The sequence below is a fragment of the Streptomyces sp. GD-15H genome (assembly GCF_045291515.1).
Classification (GTDB): Bacteria; Actinomycetota; Actinomycetes; order Streptomycetales; family Streptomycetaceae; genus Streptomyces.
Window position 1 is genome coordinate 5,476,755 of sequence record NZ_CP149447.1, and the last position, 14,074, is coordinate 5,490,828.

At 69.8% G+C, this 14,074-nt stretch carries 14 protein-coding genes and 4 pseudogenes; 11 read left to right on the forward strand and 7 right to left on the reverse strand.

What is annotated here, in order from left to right:
• The first annotated feature begins 153 nt into the window (after window positions 1-153).
• From WJ438_RS25965 to WJ438_RS25990, 6 genes and pseudogenes are all read left to right on the forward strand, one after another.
• Window positions 154-489 carry an ArsR/SmtB family transcription factor gene (locus WJ438_RS25965; RefSeq protein WP_406727375.1) on the forward strand — a complete coding sequence of 112 codons (336 nt, stop codon included), beginning with the start codon at window positions 154-156 and terminating at the stop codon, window positions 487-489.
• A gap of 79 nt (window positions 490-568) precedes the next feature.
• Window positions 569-1,183 (forward strand): methyltransferase family protein, encoded by a 615-nt coding sequence (locus tag WJ438_RS25970; RefSeq protein WP_406727376.1) that lies wholly within the window; start codon window positions 569-571, stop codon window positions 1,181-1,183.
• Window positions 1,184-2,052: 869 nt separating this feature from the next.
• On the forward strand, window positions 2,053-2,577 hold the full coding sequence (locus WJ438_RS25975) for a CarD family transcriptional regulator (protein WP_406727377.1): 525 nt from the start codon (window positions 2,053-2,055) through the stop codon (window positions 2,575-2,577).
• A 467-nt stretch (window positions 2,578-3,044) separates the two neighbouring features.
• Window positions 3,045-4,126, forward strand: a pseudogene (locus tag WJ438_RS25980) (phosphotransferase).
• 219 nt (window positions 4,127-4,345) lie between these two features.
• Complete coding sequence (locus tag WJ438_RS25985; protein WP_406729810.1) at window positions 4,346-4,933, forward strand: transposase family protein; 588 nt, start codon at window positions 4,346-4,348, stop codon at window positions 4,931-4,933.
• Between the two features lie 33 nt (window positions 4,934-4,966).
• Window positions 4,967-5,605, forward strand: coding sequence for a LysE family translocator (locus WJ438_RS25990; RefSeq protein ID WP_406729811.1), 639 nt, complete (start codon window positions 4,967-4,969; stop codon window positions 5,603-5,605).
• 144 nt (window positions 5,606-5,749) lie between these two features.
• Here WJ438_RS25990 and WJ438_RS25995 read toward each other — a convergent pair whose 3' ends face one another.
• From WJ438_RS25995 to WJ438_RS26005, 3 genes are all read right to left on the reverse strand, one after another.
• On the reverse strand, window positions 5,750-6,172 hold the full coding sequence (locus WJ438_RS25995) for a YkvA family protein (RefSeq protein WP_406727378.1): 423 nt from the start codon (window positions 6,170-6,172) through the stop codon (window positions 5,750-5,752).
• Window positions 6,173-6,474: 302 nt separating this feature from the next.
• The gene (locus tag WJ438_RS26000; protein WP_406727379.1) at window positions 6,475-7,413 is read right to left on the reverse strand and encodes a hypothetical protein; all 939 of its coding nucleotides are present in this window, start codon (window positions 7,411-7,413) and stop codon (window positions 6,475-6,477) included.
• Window positions 7,410-7,958 carry a SigE family RNA polymerase sigma factor gene (locus WJ438_RS26005; protein WP_406727380.1) on the reverse strand — a complete coding sequence of 183 codons (549 nt, stop codon included), beginning with the start codon at window positions 7,956-7,958 and terminating at the stop codon, window positions 7,410-7,412. Before WJ438_RS26005 ends, WJ438_RS26000 begins: the two co-directional genes overlap by 4 nt.
• Window positions 7,959-8,170: 212 nt before the next feature.
• Between WJ438_RS26005 and WJ438_RS26010 the strand changes: the two genes are divergently transcribed.
• Complete coding sequence (locus WJ438_RS26010; protein ID WP_406727381.1) at window positions 8,171-8,392, forward strand: Imm21 family immunity protein; 222 nt, start codon at window positions 8,171-8,173, stop codon at window positions 8,390-8,392.
• A 243-nt stretch (window positions 8,393-8,635) separates the two neighbouring features.
• Here WJ438_RS26010 and WJ438_RS26015 read toward each other — a convergent pair.
• Window positions 8,636-8,758: pseudogene (locus WJ438_RS26015) on the reverse strand (serine/threonine protein kinase); the annotation flags it as partial.
• Window positions 8,759-8,971: 213 nt separating this feature from the next.
• Here WJ438_RS26015 and WJ438_RS26020 point away from each other — a divergent pair.
• A complete protein-coding gene (locus WJ438_RS26020; RefSeq protein WP_406727382.1) occupies window positions 8,972-9,328 on the forward strand; it encodes a DUF2809 domain-containing protein in 357 nt (118 codons plus the stop codon).
• Window positions 9,329-9,339: 11 nt separating this feature from the next.
• On the opposite strand, the pseudogene WJ438_RS26025 reads toward WJ438_RS26020, so the two are convergent.
• Window positions 9,340-10,598, reverse strand: a pseudogene (locus WJ438_RS26025) (IS256 family transposase).
• A 158-nt stretch (window positions 10,599-10,756) separates the two neighbouring features.
• Between WJ438_RS26025 and WJ438_RS26030 the strand changes: the two are divergent.
• Window positions 10,757-10,885, forward strand: a pseudogene (locus tag WJ438_RS26030) (DUF2809 domain-containing protein); the annotation flags it as partial.
• A 94-nt stretch (window positions 10,886-10,979) separates the two neighbouring features.
• Here the strand turns inward: WJ438_RS26030 and WJ438_RS26035 are convergent.
• Both WJ438_RS26035 and WJ438_RS26040 read right to left on the reverse strand, forming a co-directional pair.
• Window positions 10,980-12,074 carry a hypothetical protein gene (locus WJ438_RS26035; protein ID WP_406727383.1) on the reverse strand — a complete coding sequence of 365 codons (1,095 nt, stop codon included), beginning with the start codon at window positions 12,072-12,074 and terminating at the stop codon, window positions 10,980-10,982.
• A gap of 203 nt (window positions 12,075-12,277) precedes the next feature.
• Window positions 12,278-12,433 (reverse strand): hypothetical protein, encoded by a 156-nt coding sequence (locus WJ438_RS26040; RefSeq protein WP_406727384.1) that lies wholly within the window; start codon window positions 12,431-12,433, stop codon window positions 12,278-12,280.
• 134 nt (window positions 12,434-12,567) lie between these two features.
• On the opposite strand from WJ438_RS26040, the gene WJ438_RS26045 reads away from it, so the two are divergent.
• Together WJ438_RS26045 and WJ438_RS26050 are read left to right on the forward strand one after the other, a co-directional pair.
• Entirely contained in the window at window positions 12,568-13,017 is a 450-nt protein-coding gene (locus WJ438_RS26045; protein ID WP_406727385.1) for an MmpS family transport accessory protein, read from the forward strand.
• A 163-nt stretch (window positions 13,018-13,180) separates the two neighbouring features.
• Window positions 13,181-14,065: an NAD(P)H-dependent oxidoreductase gene (locus tag WJ438_RS26050; protein WP_406727386.1), complete on the forward strand. Its 885-nt coding sequence runs from the start codon at window positions 13,181-13,183 to the stop codon at window positions 14,063-14,065.
• Window positions 14,066-14,074 lie beyond the last annotated feature (9 nt).

Consider the following 14,074-nt stretch of genomic DNA (forward strand, 5'->3'; position numbering starts at 1 on the left):
CGAGGTCGCTCGGGAGCTCGGCGAAGGTCCACGACCCCCTGTCGATGCACTGCTTCGCCGGCGACCCGCGCACGCATCTCGAGTGCCTGCTCCACCGGAGCCACCAATAGTTCACGATATTCTGAATTCAGGTTTCGGTGTACTGTTCGTGGTGTGCTGACAGTTGCTCCCGACATCGAGGTGCTGGCCCGGTTCGGCCGCGCGCTCGCCGACCCCATCCGCTGCCGACTCCTGCTGACCCTGCGCGAAGCCCCGGCCTACCCCTCCGACCTCGCCGATGCGCTGGGCATCTCCCGCACCCGGCTCTCGAACCATCTGGCGTGCCTGCGGGACTGCGGCCTGGTGGTGGCCGTTCCTGACGGGCGCCGCATGCGATACGAACTGGCCGACGCACGCTTCGGTCACGCGCTCGACGACCTGCGGAGCGCCGTGGTGGCCGTGGAGAGCGACCGCACGTGTGCCGACGCGGAGGAGAAGGGGTGCTGCTGATGACCGCGACATCCCTGCGGCTGTCCCCGGCCTCGGCCCGGCACGACGTGCGCGCCCGCACAGGTGCGGAGGGCGGACGGTGAACGCCTGGGCCTGGGCAGCGCTCGCTCTCTACCTCTGCTGGGCCGGGACCGCGTTCGGTGTCCGCGCCGCACTCCAGCGTCGCCGCACCGGGGACGCGGGTTTCCGCGGCATCTCCGGCCGCCCCGGCACCGCCTCCTGGTGGGCCGGGATCCTGTTCGTCGTCGCCGTACTCGGCGGAGCCGCGGCCCCCGTGGCCGCCCTCGCGGGACTCCCGGACCTGCCCGGCACAGAGAGCCCGCCGGTCCAGGGCGCGGGGCTGGTCCTCACCCTGGCCGGAATGGCGTCGACCCTGGCCGCGCAGACGAACATGGGCGCATCCTGGCGTGTGGGGGTGGACGACAACGAGCGCACCCCCCTGGTCACCGTCGGGCTCTTCGCCCATGTACGCAACCCCGTCTTCACCGCCATGACCGTCGCCGGCGCCGGGTTCGCGCTGATGGTGCCCAACCTGGTCGCCGTCCTCACGTGGGCGGCTCTGGTGGCCGCGGTCCAACTCCAGGTCCGCGTCGTCGAAGAGCCGTACCTGACGGCCGTTCACGGAGAGGGCTACGCCGCCTACACGGCCCGCGCCGGACGCTTCCTGCCGGGCATCGGGAGGCGAGCGGCCTGAGGGGTCACGGGGTGCGGCTGCTTCGCGGGAGCGTCCAGGACCGCACTCGGCTCGCACCGATGCCGAGTGCAGCCGGCACCGGGCCCTGTCGCCGCCGCGGACGGGCTCACGTCTCCGTTCGTCGGGCTGAGGCGCGCTGGTCGCAGCGACGACGGAACATCGCGCGGTACTCCCTCGGACGCCGGCCCGTGTGGCGGGCGAAGACGCCGCTTCCTGGCCGAGCGGCTGGGGACACGACCCGGATGAGCCCTCGGCGCTCCCGGGTTTCGCGCGGCCGGACCGGGACTTCGTCGGTGCGGGTCGGCTTCCGGAGGGAATGCGGTCCGGAAGCTGGCAAAGCGATCAACGCAGATCCTGGTGACCGGACCAAACGGGAACCTCTGCTCGGCCACTCTCGCAGTGCTGCACGCCCGCGGTGCGATCGCGACAGGCACCAGCCGTACCCCCGGTGCCGTTCCCGCCCGTTCCCGGCCGTGGCCGGCCACGGCCGGGAACGGCACCGGGCTACGGCGGATGGCGCATCCGTCGGACCCCTGCGGGGTGGCGGGCGGCTTGACGGGGCGGCCCTCTGCTCTTCCCGGAACCGGTGGTCGGCGTCGGCGTCCCACGCGGTGTCGGCGAGGTCCGCTCGAAGTTGTGACGGGGATCACGGCCGTGAGCGTGTGCGGTGCAGGTGAGACAATGGAGAAGTCGGCTCGCAGGGGACTTACGCGCTCATCCGCATGACCGCGTCGACCTCTGCGCTCCCACGTGCGACCCGCCACCGACCGTCCGCGGCCGGAGCCGGGTGGTGGGACGCCAGGCGCCCTGGGCCCAGCCCCGGGCATGGCCGAGCGCGGCGCCGCACACACAGCGAAGGTCGCACAAGCATGCAGTTCTCCATAGGGCAGACGGTCGTTCACCCCCACCATGGCCCGGCCACCGTCGCGCAGGTGCTCGACCGCTCGGTCAGGGGTGAGACCAGGCGCTACGTCCAGCTCCAGGTGCACCGGTCCGACCTGAGTATCGCCGTTCCGGTCGAGAAGACCCACGAGGTGGGACTGCGCCCGGTCTACGCCCCGGCGCAGGCGCAGGAACTGCTCGGAGTCCTGGAGGCTCCCACGGGCGAGCAGGAGGAGACCTGGTCGCGACGGTTCAAGGCCAACCAGGAGAAGCTCAGGGTCGGTGATCTGCTCCTGACCGCCGGTGTCGTGCGTGACCTGATCCGACGTCAGGAGGAGCGCGGGCTTTCCACGGGGGAGAAGGACATGCTCCATCACGCCCGCCGACCGGTCCTCGCCGAACTCGCGCTGTCGCTCTCGCTGCCCGACGGGGAGGCCGAGCGCCTGCTCGACTCGGCAGTCCTCGGCAGGCAGCACACCGCCGCGCCCGTTCTCGTCGCGACCACCTCCTGACGGCCGACCGCCGGATGCCGGCACCACCGCTGTGCGGGCTGAACACACAAGCCCGCACACCACTCGCACGTGACCACCTGGAATGCGACGGGGAGACGGGCTGCGAGCCGGCTCCTTCGCGCGGTGGCCGGCCCTCGCGGCAGTCGGGGGAGTCAGGCGGCTTCGTGTCCACGGTGCGCGCACCACGGCGAGCGCGGCGGCTTTGTCTCCCGCGCGCGGGGGCGGCCCGGTGACCGTCTACTACCGGCAGCTCTGAAGAGTCCTACGCTCCGGGGCGGGTGCTCTCACGCATCCGTTCCGGCCTCGGCCGGCACCCCTCCCGCTCCAGCCGGCACCCCTCCCGCTCCACCAGAGCTTCGCACCGGTGCGGGCCGAGTCAGCCCGGCCCGAGAAGCCGACTGCGTCGTTCCACCTGGTCGCGGCGCCCGCGGCCCCACACCGCGCCGGGCCGGAGTTAAGGTCGCCGGATGCGTCAATTCACGGAGACCGAAGCTTTGTTGGGGATCGTGCATGAGGCACTGGGGTCCGGGCTCCACATGGCCGCAGTGGACCGGTTACGAGGCGGGAGCAAGAAGGGGGTCTACCGCGTCCACGTCGACGGACCGCGTGCGGCGAGTGTGATCGTCTACAGCTGGGCCGAGTCCGAGAACTTCTGGCCCGGCACGGAAGGCGTCGACGCGGCCCACCCGTTCGCTCCCGCCTCCGGACTGGCCCCCTTCCTCGCCGCTCAGCGGAGGCTGGACGCTCTCGGGGTCCGGGTTCCCGGGGTCCTCCTGGCCGACGACAGCCGACGGCGGTACCCGGCGGACGTGGCGGTGGTCGAGGACGTGGCCGGTGGCACCCTCGAAGCGCTCCTGGAAACGGATCCCGCCCGTGCGGCAGGTGCCTTGGGCGAGCTGGCCGCCCTGCTCGACGTGATGCACCGGCAGCGCAGCCGGCGGTACGGCAGGGTGGACGTGCTCGAACGGGGCGACAGGGCGAGCGGCGTTTCGTGCGAGCAACTGGTCCTTGAGCGTGCCCTCGAGGACCTGGCGGACGCGGCGGAACGGGACCCCGGGATCGGGTCGGCCGCGACCCCTCTGTACGACCGTCTTCAGGAGCTGGCCGCGGGCGTCCCGCCTCGGACGAGCCACGGACTGATCCACGGCGAACTCGGGCCCGACCACGTCCTGATCGACGCCTCCGGGCACCCCGTCCTGATCAACATCGAGGGCCTGATGTTCTTCGATGTCGAGTGGGAGCACGCCTTCCTCCAGCTCCGTTTCGGCAATCAGTACCCGGCCTTGTCCCGCCCCGGCCTCGACCCGGCACGGCTCGACCTCTACATGCTCGCGATGCGTCTCTCCCTGGTGGCCGGCCCCTGCGCCTCCTCGACGGCGACTTCCCGCACCGAGAGTCGATGCGGGGGATCGCCGAGCACAACGCCAAGGAGGCGTTGGCCCTCCTGCCGTTGTCGTCACCGAGCGGGCAGTTCACCACGGCCCCGGTCCGTGACCGGCGCAGGCCCGGGGAGGACGGCAGTCGGACCGTTCTTCCTGCCTGTGGGTGAGCGACGCGTGCCGGGAGGGCACCGTCCCGGCACTCTTCCAGGTGAACGCGTACTTCCCGTACCGGTTCTCGGCGCGGCTCCGCGCAAGGCCCGGGGCGGCCTCACCACGGGGACGCGGCACGTCCGGTGGGGCAGGGGGGACGCGGACGGCCCGGGATGAGGAGGCCGGACCTTTCGCCCGCCCTCGCCTGTGCCGAGGCCGAGGGCGTCGAGCTGCGGATGGACGGGGCCGAGACCCAGATCCGCCGCCCTCAGGCGGGGCGCCCGGGCCGCCGGGCGTTCGTCTCCGGCAAGCGCAGGCGGAACACCCTCAAGACCACCACGTTCAGCGACGGCCGAGGCCGCCTGCTGCTGTCCGGCGCGGTCCGGCCGGGCCGCATGCACGATCGGACGGCCTTACGCACGGAGGGCGTCACCGAGCAGTTCCGGACCCGTCCCCCGGTCGAGGCCCGGGTCGACTCCGGGTACCAGGGGGGTTGGCTGAGGAGTTCCCCGACCAGGTCGGCGCACCGCCGAAGAAGCTCGCGGACACGGCGTGCGACGGCGACACGTACGCCTGGCAGGAGGCCAGGTGCCGCCACTCCTCGGCCCGTATCCGCGTCGAGCACACCAACGCCGAGCGCCGTCTTCTCTGGAGGTGCCCATGTGGCGCGAGGCGAGTGGAGACCACTTTGTACAGCTCAGTGCGGTGCGATCGCCATATCGTGTGCAGCACCTGTGGCGCTACTGCCTCCTCGAGTGTCAGGCGTTGGCCACAGGACCGACGCTCGCGGAACGCCCGCCCCCGCCTGGAGGGAAACGGCCTGAAGTGCGGTCCTTGCCCGTGCTTACATGATTTTCATGATGTCTGCTGACCGCATACTCGCCTTCGCGGCCATGTCGTTCCTACTGATCATGATCCCTGGCCCCAGCGTGCTGTTCGTGATCGGGCGCGCGCTGGCGCAAGGCCGCCGCGCTGCGCTGGCCACTGTCGTGGGGAACACGATCGGCGCCTACGTGCTCGTTGTGGCCGTGGCACTGGGGATCGGGTCCATCGTGGAGCGCTCCGTTCTCGTCTTCACTTTGCTGAAACTGACGGGCGCCGCGTACCTGGTGTACCTCGGCGTCAAAGCGTGGAGGCAACGTGGTTCGTTGCAGGCGGCGTTCGCCGATGACAAGGCCGCGCACGGCAGCCTGCGCACGGTGTGGGAAGGGTTCGCAGTTGGCGTGGCCAACCCCAAGACCATTGTGTTCTTCGCCGCCGTGTTGCCACAGTTCGTCGATCGCGGTCAAGGCCACGTCGTAGTGCAGATGCTGTTGCTCGGCCTGGTCTTCAACGTCATCGCGGTGGCTTCGGACAGCGTGTGGGGGCTGGCTGCAGCGACTGCACGGAACTGGTTCGCACGCTCGCCTCAGCGTCTCTCCCTGGTCGGCGGAGTGGGCGGACTCGCGATGGTCGGCCTTGGTGTCACCGTCGCTGTGACGGGTCGCAAGGACTGACCGTTCTCTAGCCGACCAGGGAGTGCGGGCTCAGCGTGGGGAGCAAGTGAGAAGCTGTTGTCTTTCCGGGCGTGATCGCCGCGTTTCCGCTGGTCGGGGAGGGGAGCGGTGCTTCCGTGGGAGTGGTGGCCTGTCGGGTGGTCACTACCCCCGCGGGGTCTCGGCGGACAGCCCTGCCAGTTGGCGTACGACGCCGAGACCGTCGGGGGTGCCGGGCCAGTGCCGGACGAGGGCGTCGGTGCCGGTCCGCCGGATGACGGTCCGCAGCACGAGTACGACGGCGATGGCGTCGTCGGCATAGCCGAGGACCGGGATGAAGTCGGGGACCAGATCGATGGGCAGAGCGAGGTAGCCGGCCAGGATCCAGAGCAGCCAGCGGGTGCGGCGCGGGAGGGTACGGTCGCGGACGAGCCGGGAGACGAGGCGCAGCAGATCGGGCAGGAGCCGGACCGCCTCGGTGAGCAGGTTGCCCTTGGGGCGGGCGATCGCGAGGGCGGCCAGCAGCACCAGCCAGCACACCAGCAGGCCGACGGCGACCCCGACCAGGATCTGCCAGGTCTCGCTCATCGGACCTACTCCCGCGTGCCGCTGTCTGCTTCCGAGGGCTTCGGGCCCTCGGGCTCCACGTTACGGACGCAAGAGGGTGCCACGCCCGTTTCCTTGGTGCCGGCAGTGGCCGACGGTCACTGCCGGCCACCGGCACCGACACGAACCGACACGTCGCAGAAATGACTTCCAAGAGGGGTGAGGGCCTTCTGGCTCGGTGTGGATTGCCACCTCTGCACCGGCGACCAGAAGGCCCTCGTGCCGCACCGCTGACCGAGATCCGGGGGCGCCGTCCCCTGCGCGACGCCCCCGGCCGGGTGGCGCTACGGCAGCCGCTTCTCGTAGTTCTTGTCCTCGTCGGAGTCGTAGACCAGCTTGCTGTCGGCGTCATAGCCCTTGATGCGCGGGGCCACGGTGACCTGCTGGTCCAGGACGCCAGAGGCGACGAACCAGCCGTGGTCCAGGGCGGCCTGGCTGGTGGCGCCGCCGTAGGAGACGGTCACCCGGGCCACTGACGGCTCGACGGTGCCGATGACGCCCCATCGGAACGGCAGCTTCCAGTTGCCGCGGTCGAGGACCGACTGCCGGTAGAGCTTGCCGCCGTTACTGTCGGCCATCACGGGGCCGGCGCCGAACACATCGTCGGAGCCCACGCTGGTGTTGAGGCCGCTTGCCTTGCCGTCCTTCACATTGCAGATCAGCCGGGTCTGTTTCGGTTGCTCCTTCACCGCGACGACGTACATGCCGTTGCCGGGCGCGTTGGAGTCGCCGGTGCTGTTCATCGCCAGGATGATCCGGTACTCCTCGGCCGCGCCCAGGTCCGTGCGGAAGTCGGACGGGCCGCCTGTGTGCGACTGGCCGTATGCGAGGCACTTCTTCAGCCCGTCGGCGGCCTGCCCGAAGGTGATCCCGTCGAGGAGCTGGTCCTTTGTGGCCGGCCGCGCGGGCCCCGCCGGCGACGCGGACGGCGTCGCTGACGTCCGCGGCGGGGCGCTGGCCGACGGTGTCGATGCCACCGTGTTCCCGCCTGCATCCCCGTCGGCCAGCGCGTACGCCCCTACGGGCAGCGCCGCCAGCGTCACCAGGGCCGCCCCGGCCGCCGCCATCCGCCGCCGCCGCTCGATCGTGCCCCGGCGGCGGATCGCCGGATACGGCACCGGCGCGGGCCGGATGGTGTGCGCGTCCTCGGCGAGCAGCTCGCGCAGCTGCTCGCCGAGGTCCCCGCTGGTTCCCGCCCCCTGCTGCTTCTGCTCCTCGTTCACTTCCTGCCTCCCTGCCCGGACGGCACTCGGCTGCGGACAGGATCGTCCACGACCTGCGTGAGCCCCGGATGCGTACGCAACTTCGCCAGCGCCTTGGACGCCTGGCTCTTGACCGTGCCGGGCGAGCAGCCGAGCACCTCGGCGACCTCGGCCTCGGACAGGTCCTCCCAGTAGCGCATGACGATCACCGCCCGCTGCTTCGGCGGCAGTCCGGCCAGCGCCGCGAGCAGGGCGCTGCGCTCGTCGGCCCACGAGACGGCCTCGTCGCGCCCGGCCACCTCCGGCGGCACCGCGGTCAGAGCCTCGGTAACCCGCCGCTTGCGAAACCGGTCGCTGTTGCAGTTGACCAGTATCCGCCGGACGTACGCCTCCGGCCTGTCGCTGCGCGAGACGCGCCGCCATGAGCGGTACGCCTTGGCCAGCGCCGTCTGAGTCAGGTCTTCGGCGTGGTGCACGTCGCCCGTGAGCAGATACGCGGTCCGTACGAGATGGGACCACCGCGCTGTGACGAACTCTTGGAACTCGGCCTCTTGTTTGGCCTGCATCAAGCACCCTCCCTCGCCCTCCAGACCACGGTTCCGGCGGATTCGGTTGCCCGGGATCCGGTGTCTCGTCGGACAGGTGAGCGGGGCCACTGACAACCACCAGCGGGGACCGAAGTGTCATGCATCTCCTGGGACGACGTTGGCACGTTGGCACGTTGGCTGACCGGCCTGGGATGATCTTCTGGTTGGTCATGCCGGGGAGGGGATTGTCCGTGGGCAGCGCGCAGGCGCTGGTGTGGGCGGACGAGCCCGCCACGAGCTGCCACCTGCCCGAATGCCGGGCCTGCCTGCGCAGGATCGCTGCCGACGGTGAGACCGGGCTGAGGGCCGCGGCCGAGATCGTGCTCGCGGAAGGTGCGGTTCCGGACGTGGTGCAGAAGATTTTCGATCTTCCAGTGCCCTCTGATCCACGCTGCTGCTGGTGCTCGCCTTGATCGTGTTCGAAATCCTCTCCGAGCCTCCCGTCCCGGTGGAGGCCGTAGCCGGCCACGCGGAGGCCTCGCCGACGGAATGCGGCTCTTCGCCTCGATGCGTGGGTCGGTTTGTGTCCTGAACTCGATGCTCAACCTCGGCCGTTCACCTGACCCGCTGATCTTGGTTCGTTTCGGGGACAGGAGGGCGGCCGTTCCTCACGCTTCGAGGTGTCGAGCAACGTCGCGTGAAGGAACGTCACGACCTGCCGGTGCCGCCCGGCCCCGGAACCGTTCCCGGAAGCCGGGATCCCTTGCCAGCTCGGGCTTGGCCACCTTCACGGCCACGGGCCGTCCACCTCGCGAGCGGGCGAGATACACGGTGCCCATCCCGCCTTCGCCAAGCACCCGCTCTATCGCATACGAACCGATCCGCTCCAACACCCCTCCCCCACAGGCATTTTCGCGGGCACCACTCTAAAGCAGCCCTCCCGGCTCGGTGTCGGTACTGTCGTCGCAGGCCGGCCCGGTCAGGCCGAGGTCCCCGTCGGCCGGTCACTGCCGTCCCATTCTCTGAACAGCGTGGCCGCGTAGGGTTCCGGCATGGGACTTCTCACGCGCACGCGCCTGATCGCCTGCGCGGCAGCGTTGTTGACCCTGGCGGCGGGTCTGGGGAGCAGGGCCGTGATGACGGGTGACATCGCCAAGTACGCGGGCGACGCGCTCTACACGGCCCTGGTCCACGTGCTCGTGGTGCTGGTCGCGCCCTGGGTGAAGCCGACGGCGGCCGCCGGCGCGGCCCTGGGCTTCAGCTGCGCGGTGGAGCTGTTCCAGCTCACCGGGATCCCCGGTGAGCTGGCGGTGCACAGCCTCGCCGCCAAGCGAGGTTGTCAATTCCTTTGTGTATGTAGAGGTGCACGGTCTTGCCGGTCGGGCCCGCGGGGTGGTTACTTTCGGTGATCTTGCTGGGGTCAGAGAGGGAGGCGGTCGGGGAAGGCGAGCAGGAAGTGGTTCATGGCGCGCTTCCAGCCGAGCGTCCCGGTGCCGCGTACCCGGCCTGGGGGATGGGGCCGTCGCCGTCGATGTGCCGGCCCTCGATGCGGCGGATGCCGAGGGAGAGGAGCTTGATCGCGGCATCGTCGGAGGGGAAGTGCCCCCGCGTCTTGGTGATCTTGCGGAGCTGGTAGTTCAGGGACTCGATCGCATTGGTGGTGTAGATCACGCGGCGTATCTCGCGGTCGAAGGCGAGGAACGGGATGAACTCCTCCCAGGCCCGCTCCCAACTGGCAATCAGACCGGGGTAGTTCTTGCCGTAGTCGGCCCGCAGTTCGTCGAGTGCGCTCAGGGCCTCGGACTCGGTGGCGGCGGTGTAGATGGGCTTGAGGGCGGCGGCGACCTTCTTGCGGTCGGTGTAGGAGACGTACTTCATCGACGAGCGGATCAGATGGGTCACACAGGTCTGGACCACTGCCTTCTCCCAGACCGTGTTGATCGCTTCGGGCAGGCCGCTCAGCCCGTCACAGCACACGATCAGCGCGTCGCGCAGGCCGCGGTTCTTCAGCTGGGTGAGCACGTTCAGCCAGAACTTCGACCCCTCGGCGTCCTGCAGCCAGATCCCCAGGACGTTCTTGATCCCGTCGACATCGACACCGATCACGAGGTGGGCGGACTTGTTGGTCACCATGCCGCCGTCGCGGACCTTCACGCTCAGCGCATCGATGTAGAGGATCGGGTAGACCTCGTCAACAGGCCGGTTCTGCCAGGCAGTTATCTCGTCCGCGACCACATCCGTGATCCTCGAGACCAGGGCCGGGGACACCTCGGAGCCGTAGACTTCCTTCAGGTGCGCGGTGATGTCCCGGGTGGTCATCCCCCGCGCGTACAGGGACAGGATCATGTCGTCGACCTGGGCCAGGCGCCGCCGGCCCTTGGGCACGATGACCGGCTCGAACTCGGCCCTGCGGTCCCTGGGCACGTCCACCGTGACCGGTCCGGCCACCGTGGTCAGCGTCTTGGGGTACGAGCCGTTGCGGGAGTTCCCGCTGCCCCTCCCCGCCGGGTCGCCCGCCTCGTAGCCCAGATGATCGGCCATCTCCACCCGCAGGGCCCGCTCCAGGACCGCCTTCATCATCTGCTGCAGCAGCCCGCCGGCCCCGTCGATCCCGACCCCGGCGGCCTCGGCGTCCGCCAGCAGCTTGTCGATCGCCGCCGGCGACATCGCCCCCGCCAGCCGCCGCGCGGCCTCCTCACGGCGCTCGTCCACGGGCTCGGCGTACGGGCGGGTCTCGTTCATCAGGTCACTCACTGTGCGTCACATTCCTGGTGTCAACCGGGGCCCGACCAGCACCCAGCAAGATCACCTCTTACACAGAGGAGTAAACAGCCTCCGCCAAGCTCGTCCTGGGCTCCACCTTCAACGCGCCCGACCTGCTCTGGTACGCGGTCGGCGCCGTCCTGTCGGCGCTCGTACACACAGCGGTACAGCGCCCTGTGGTCACCACCATCCGTCGAGGATGAGTTCCCCGACCTGCCCCGGACCGCGAACTCCGTCGCGACGGAACCGCACGGGCCTCCCAACGCGGCCACAGCACCGGATCGCGCACACGGTGGGTCATTCCCCGCGGATGCGCCACCTGCCGGTCGCGGGATGCCACACGAGGCGCACCTTGCCCTGGTCCGGTCTGCGGACGGCCAGCTCGTCCATGTCGAGCGACGACAGGGCTCGCAGTGCCTCGTCAGAGGCATTCGACCACACGAAGAGGGTGATCCCCGCCTCCGCGTCGTCGGCGATGAGGAGGCCGGGTTCCTCCTCACCCGTGGACTCCTCGACGGCTTCGACGGCCGGTCCCGGCTCCCCGTTCCCGCGCAGCATCCGGCGGACCAGGCTCCTGGCCTGCCCGTAAACTTCCTCGGCAGCCTTGGCGACAAGTGCCTGGACGAAGGGCACAACGGCGGTCGTGACCAGCGCGGTGACGGCGACCGTGGCGAGCTCCGGTGCGGCGCCCGACGTCTGGCGGAGGCTCTCCTCGATTTCCCGGGCGCGCAGAGCCTCGTATGTTTCCCGCCATGCGGAGGCTTCCTGCTGCCGACCGAGCTGCTCCAGTACATCGGCCAGCTGCCAGACGCCTCTCACCGAGCCCGCCTCGGCCTCCGGCCTCACGCACTCCTCCGCCTCGCTCAATCGCCCCTGCCGCATGAGCAGGTGCGCCAGATCGGTGCGCACGGAGGACATACCGTGGGCGATGGCCATCCGATACCAGTGCTCAACGTCCTCGGGCTGCTTCCGCTTCTCGGCCAGCTCTGCCAGGGAGGTCATGGCCCACAGGTCCCCGTACTCCACTGCGCGCCGAAGCCAGAACTCGCGTTCGTCGCCGCTGATGCCGCTCGTCCAGCCCATGGCCCGCACCGCCTCGGGCCATCCCGCCTGCGCCGCGCGCCTGCACCAGTCGACCGACCTGGCCTCGTCCGCATCGCCGTTCGGGCGCCTGTTGCCGGCGAGGTCCCAGTAGATCCTGCTCAGGTGGTACATCGCCTCGTGATCCCCGGCCTCGGCCGCGGCGAGCAGCCACCGCTCGGCGTGCTCCAGGCCGCCACGGGACGCGTAAAGGTGCTTGCCGAGAGCCTTCATCGCCCCGACGTCACCCGCCTCCGCGGCCAGTTCGAGGTTCGGGTCCGGCTCCCCCCACACCATCCTCGACGCTGCCACCTGTCCCCCTCTTCCGGCGCCCCGCCACGCGCCTCCACGGCGGTCGGCCTTCACTGTCTCCCACCATGTCCTGTCGCTCCAAGTGTCCCTTTATACAGGTGACTTGTGCTGAACATGCCCCGCGAGGACGTGGTGGGCCCGATCCTGTGCCGGTCGGGAAAAGGGAGTTGGCGCGAGGTGCGGTAGGCGGTTGACCATTCGCCTTAACGCCGGGGGTTGTTGCCGATGGAGCGGATCTGGGTGTCGGTGCTCATGGCGGCGAAGGTCACGCCGAGCAGGTCGTCGGCCCGAAAGGACCGCAGGGTGGCCTTGGTGTCGCTGTAGCGCCGCGGCAGTTGCAGGCTGTCCCCGTGATGCACCCCGGGGCTTGGCGAGGGTGCCGTAGCTGGTACTGACCAGCGGCTTCGCGTAGTTGGTAACAAGCTGACTTTGCTAACCCTTTAACTGTTGTCTACCGCTTACACGTTCAGCGTGACCGGGAGGGGCAATCCGCATGAACCGCATCCGTCGTTCCCTCATGTCCGCGCTCGTCGCGGGCGGCCTCGTCCTTGGCCTGAGTGTCTGCTCCGAGGCCGCCGACGACGCCGCCAAGCAGGTCGAGGACGAGCTGGTCGAGGAAGTCGACAAGCAGCTCGACGAAGAGTACGAGGTCACCTATGAGGTGACCGGCGAGAAGGTCGACTCCATCGACTTCAACGCAGGTGGCGGGGACGCGGCCGACCCGAAGCTCGAGACGGTGGACAACCCCACGCTGCCGTGGAAGAAGACGGTGAAGCTGCGTGGCATCGAGGCGCCTGTCGTCATACCGGTGACCGTGGGCATCAACGGCTCGGGCGACCTCTCCTGCAAGATCCTTTACAAGGGCGAGGCCCTGGCCGAGGAGTCCGGCGCGGGCACGGTTTCCGTGACCGGCTGCGTCGCCGTCTCGCCGATCGTCGGCTGAGCCGGTGATTCGTCAGGGAGGCGCTGCCCTGACGGGTCCTCTCGGCGGGGCCTCTCGGCGGGGCCCGGAAGAGTGCCCGGTGGTCGCGGGGCGCGACGCCGGCGACGGGTGACCGAAGGTCGACGGATGGGCCCCGGCCCTCGCCCGCGAGGAGTTCGCGCCGGTGGAGGGCCACTTCGAGCCGCAGGCCGAGCAGATACGCGCGGTCAGGGACGGGACGCTCGACGCGACCGTCAAGGCCCATCTCGACCGGCTGCTCGCCGCCGACCTGCTCGTCCTGTCGTTCCCGCTGTGGTGGTTCTCGCTGCCCGCCGTCCTCAAGTGGTGGGTGGACCGGGTCTTCGTGATGGGCGCGGTCTTCGGCGGGGACCACGGGCTCTTCGACGACGCGGCGCTCGCCGACAGGCGGGTGATGCTGCTGTTCACGACCGGCGGGCTCAGTGAGTCGTTCCGGCCCGGCGGCGCCTTCGGCCCGATGGACGACTTCCTGGCGATGGTCGAGAGCGTGAGGGCCTGGTGGAACCGGTGCCCGATCAGCGTCTTGAGCCTGACCAGGGTCCAGGTCTGGTCCGGCCAGCCGTGCGCGACCGGGCCCTTGGCCAGCTCCTGCTCCAGGACTGGGAACAGTGCCTCGTTCAGCCTGGGACGGGCGGCCGATCCCTTGGAGTGCAGCGCCTGCCAGCCGCTGTCCTGCCAGGCGCGGCGCCACCGCTACACCGAGCGCACGCTGACCCGCAGATGCTTCGCCACCACCGCGTTGCCTTGTCCGGCGGCGAACATCCCGGCCGCCTACATACGGATGCGTTCGCGAAACGCCCGCCGTTCGGCGGTCAGGCCGCCGCCTTGCGGATACCTCATGATTCGGACGTACTGCGACGGTCATCGCATGTCAGCCCTTCACGACATCACGCCCATAAATTCAGTAACGCAGGTGGGGGCATTGCCCGTGTACGGGACTCATGGGACTGTCTGGTTATGTCGCATTGTCAGTAGTACGTCATACGCTGACGCCAGAGCCCGCCTGATGCGCTGTGCTTCTTTGGCTTGAGTAGCGGAA

What these genes read in the sequence shown, in the direction of transcription:
- WJ438_RS25975 (WP_406727377.1), top strand. Translation starts at nt 2,053, where the DNA reads ATGCAGTTCTCCATAGGGCAGACGGTCGTTCACCCCCACCATGGCCCG.
- WJ438_RS25985 (WP_406729810.1), top strand. Translation starts at nt 4,346, where the DNA reads ATGGACGGGGCCGAGACCCAGATCCGCCGCCCTCAGGCGGGGCGCCCG.
- WJ438_RS25990 (WP_406729811.1), top strand. Translation starts at nt 4,967, where the DNA reads ATGATGTCTGCTGACCGCATACTCGCCTTCGCGGCCATGTCGTTCCTA.
- WJ438_RS25995 (WP_406727378.1), bottom strand. Translation starts at nt 6,172, where the DNA reads ATGAGCGAGACCTGGCAGATCCTGGTCGGGGTCGCCGTCGGCCTGCTG.
- WJ438_RS26005 (WP_406727380.1), bottom strand. Translation starts at nt 7,958, where the DNA reads ATGCAGGCCAAACAAGAGGCCGAGTTCCAAGAGTTCGTCACAGCGCGG.
- WJ438_RS26020 (WP_406727382.1), top strand. Translation starts at nt 8,972, where the DNA reads ATGGGACTTCTCACGCGCACGCGCCTGATCGCCTGCGCGGCAGCGTTG.
- WJ438_RS26045 (WP_406727385.1), top strand. Translation starts at nt 12,568, where the DNA reads ATGAACCGCATCCGTCGTTCCCTCATGTCCGCGCTCGTCGCGGGCGGC.